Source organism: Bacillus sp. JJ1503 (genome assembly GCF_036965125.1).
Lineage (GTDB): Bacteria > Bacillota > Bacilli > Bacillales > Cytobacillaceae > Cytobacillus.
This window is the reverse complement of sequence record NZ_JBALOZ010000303.1, coordinates 1-3,676: the sequence shown is the minus strand read 5'-3', so window position 1 is coordinate 3,676 and position 3,676 is coordinate 1. Positions and strand designations below refer to the sequence as shown.

At 35.2% G+C, this 3,676-nt stretch carries 3 protein-coding genes; 1 reads left to right on the top strand and 2 read right to left on the bottom strand.

All coding sequences use genetic code 11. The features are described from left to right. Window positions 1-763: 763 nt before the first annotated feature. Window positions 764-1,918, top strand: a complete 1,155-nt coding sequence (locus tag V7149_RS20795; protein WP_335347502.1) for a D-alanyl-D-alanine carboxypeptidase family protein — start codon at window positions 764-766, stop codon at window positions 1,916-1,918. Window positions 1,919-1,936: 18 nt separating this feature from the next. On the opposite strand, the gene modB is transcribed toward V7149_RS20795, so the two are convergent. Together modB and modA are read right to left on the bottom strand one after the other, a co-directional pair. After that, window positions 1,937-2,590 carry a molybdate ABC transporter permease subunit gene (gene modB / locus V7149_RS20790; protein WP_335347501.1) on the bottom strand — a complete coding sequence of 218 codons (654 nt, stop codon included), beginning with the start codon at window positions 2,588-2,590 and terminating at the stop codon, window positions 1,937-1,939. A 194-nt stretch (window positions 2,591-2,784) separates the two neighbouring features. After that, the gene (gene modA / locus V7149_RS20785; protein WP_438824065.1) at window positions 2,785-3,606 is read right to left on the bottom strand and encodes a molybdate ABC transporter substrate-binding protein; all 822 of its coding nucleotides are present in this window, start codon (window positions 3,604-3,606) and stop codon (window positions 2,785-2,787) included. Window positions 3,607-3,676 lie beyond the last annotated feature (70 nt).

Below are 3,676 nucleotides of genomic sequence, written 5' to 3'. Positions count from 1 at the left end.
GATTATGAAAAGTTTTCGCATAAGTTTTACAAAGGTTTTTTACACCATACACCAAATATCGATTCAAAACCGATCCCGGAGAAAGAGCTTTTTTTGATTGGGTTTATTTAAGTGTATTTCAGTCCTCTACAAATAGCCGTTTGCTTTGGGGCGGATTTTTAAGGCATCCGATAAAGCCAGAAATTCTTCAAGATTTTAAAAATCTTCCAGAAGATGAACTTTTAGATAGATATTTCAGAGCAACAGAAGATTGGATAGAAATTAAAAAATACTTAATCAGTAAAATGAAACAGGAAATATCTCAAGCAGAAATAATGAAGAATAACGAAAATGAATGCTCCTATTCACGTATAAATGCAGACAAAGAATATTATAAACTTCTTCCTGCTGCTGTATTTTTCTCCATGTATTCACCAGAAGTATTCCCACATGATATGAATCCGCTAATTCCAATAAAGCAGGCAAAGGCGAGCGGAGGAGGATCATCTTGTTATGGATATGGCTGCAGCAGCTGCTCATCAAAAGATTCAGGCAGTAATTCCAGCGGCGATTCCGGAGGAAATTCAAGCTGTTCAAGCTGTGGAGGAGGCTGCAGTTAACGGATAAGTAATCCTGATGGATTGCTTATTTTTTTTCGATTTTTTTTCAATAATTATGTTGAAATTAACAGTTATGTAACATTTTCATGATTTTTCTCCTATTAATAATAAGTTTTGATACAATCAAAAATGGACAAGAATAAGATCATATGGATGGGAATATTATGAATAAAACTTTTCTTTCAACACTGATAATTTTATATTTATGTATACAAGCTGCTCATGTAGTGAAAGCAGCTTCGGTTTCTAGCCCCGAGATCAAAAGTGAGTCAGCGATACTTGTAGATTCTGAGACAGGGGCGGTGTTATTTCAAAAAAATGCTGACAATAAAATGTTTCCAGCCAGCTTAACTAAAATTGCCACAGCCATTTACGCTATAGAAAATGGGAATCTTGAGGACCTAGTTACTGTAAGTAAAGGTGCGGCTAATACGGATGGGACAAGTGTATTTTTAGAGGAAGGGGAGCAAGTTCCATTAAAAAAGCTAATCCAGGGCATGTTAATCAACTCAGGAAATGATGCAGCTGCTGCCATCGCTGAGCATCTTGATGGAGACCGATATGAAGATAGAATAAACCAATATCTATCTTCAAAAGTAAAGGTAAAGAATACACACTTCACAAATCCACACGGTCTTTTCAATGAAAATCATTATACAACGGCAAAGGATTTAGCTAAAATAACGAATTATGCACTTCAAAATAATACCTTTAGAGAAATTTACGGAACGAAGGAACTGGCATGGAAGGGGAAGTCATGGGACACTACAATCTTAACCCATCATTTGATGCTTAAGGGAGAAATCCCCTATGAAGCAGTAAACGGAGGAAAGACTGGGTATGTACCTGAGTCTAAATTCACACTTGCATCAACAGCTCTTCAGAACAAGATGGAGCTGACGGCCATAGTTTTGAAAGGGATGAATGATAACTTGGTATATGAAGATACAGAGGCGTTGTTTGATTATGGATTTGAACAGTTTAAACATTCTTATATAAGTAAATCTGCTGTTTTTCAGACAGCGGGAAAAACTTTTACAACTGATAATAACGATGTTTTAATTACAATCCCATCTGCTTTCTATCAAAAAAATGTAACTTCAAATGGTCAGTTACAATTAACAAATAATAAGGGAGATGTCATTCAATCAATTGCTCTTGTTGAAAAAAAGGAAGAAAAAACTGATACTCCTCCATATATTATGGATCAAACTGATCATATAACGATGGGATACTATGGGAAATTTGCAATGGTACTTTTAATAATCGGAGTCCTAATTATAGGAGTACGAAAAATAAGAAAAGCGATAAACGGATAAAATTCGTTTATCGCTTTCTTATTTGAAAATCGAAACAAGCAATAGCATGATGAAGGAAATGACAATCATTGTCCCTACAAGAGCCCATGCAAGATTCATATTTCCTGATTCGATAGACATATAAATAGCAGTTGACATCGTTTGTGTCTTCCCAGGAATATTTCCGGCAAACATTAACGTGGCGCCAAATTCCCCAAGTGCCCTCGCGAAGCTTAATATAGCTCCAGTTATTAATGATTTATAGGCAAGGGGCATCGTAATTAAGAAAAAAATTGTCCATTCTCCAGCTCCATCCACTCTAGCAGCCTCTTTAATTCCTCGGTCCACTTCAGAAAATCCTGTTTTCGCAGATTGATACATCAGCGGCAGGGCGACAATGGATGATGCAATGACGGCAGCCCACCATGTAAACATCATTGGATGATTGAAGATAGATTGAATCCATCTGCCAACAGGACTTGAATTTCCGAAAATAATAATTAATAAAAACCCAATTACGGTTGGAGGGAGGACAAGTGGAAGCATAAAAATTGTTTCCACTATCACTTTGCCCTTAAAGTTTTTTTCTAACATAAATTTTGCTAGCAATGTACCCGTAACAAAAACAAAAAGTAAAGAAATTAATGATACTTTAATAGAAAGTTGAACAGGTGATAGAAATAATTCATCCATAATAATCAATCCAATACAATCAATTTCGCCTTGGCGAAATTGAGCCCAGATTTTTATCGAGCAAGCTCGATAATTTCCTCTAAAAAATCTGAGGCATCCGCCGGAGGCTTAACTTAATTCAGCTGGGATTTAAACCTCCACTGAATTAGATACCTTTTTTGCATTCATTTCCCACTTATAGAAGTGGAAGACTTTTACTGAATAAAGTTAAATCCATATTTAACAAATACCTCTTCAGATTCCTTTCCTTGAATAAATTGATAAAAAAGCTCTGTTTCCTTCATATATTTTGTATTTTTAATTATGCCAACAGGGTAAACGATTGGGTCATGGCTGTCTGAATCTGCCTCCGCAACTACTTTCACTTTATCAGATGTTAACGCATCTGTCTTATAAACAAGACCCGCTTCGACATTCCCCGTTTCTACATATGTTAATACTTGTCTTACATCTTTAGCAAATACAATATTACTCTGAACTTGATCCCATAGACCTAAATGTTCAAGTGTTTGTTTTCCATAATTTCCAGCTGGTACTGCCTCAGGTGTCCCTAAAGCTACTTTTCCATTTCCAAGATTAGCAAGATCATTAAATCCTTCTATCGAATTTTTTGATTCTTTTGGTATGATTAAGACAAGTTTGTTTTCTAGCCTATCAACACCTTGGTTTTCATCAATGATCCCTTTTGAAACTAGTTCATCATATTTATCCTCAGCTGCTGAAAAGAATAGGTCTACAGGTGCGCCTTGGATGATTTGCTTTTGCAAAGCCCCAGAGCCACCAAAGTTAAAAAATAGCTTAATATTTTTATTTTTTTCTTCAAAAAGAGGCTTTATTTCATTAAGGGCATCTTCTAGACTTGCAGCCGCTGAAATAGTAAGCTCAATATTTTCTTCTTCTTTTTCAGTTTGTTTAACTTTATTTTCATTAGATTGTTCAGTAGGCTTGTCTGCTGTACAACCAGCTGCCATTAGTAATAATAAGAGCATTATTACGTAGGTAAATTTTATTTTCATAACTTTTCTCTCCCTTAAATTTGTTTATACCAAATTAGTTATAACTAATTATAACTAATTATAATTAGTT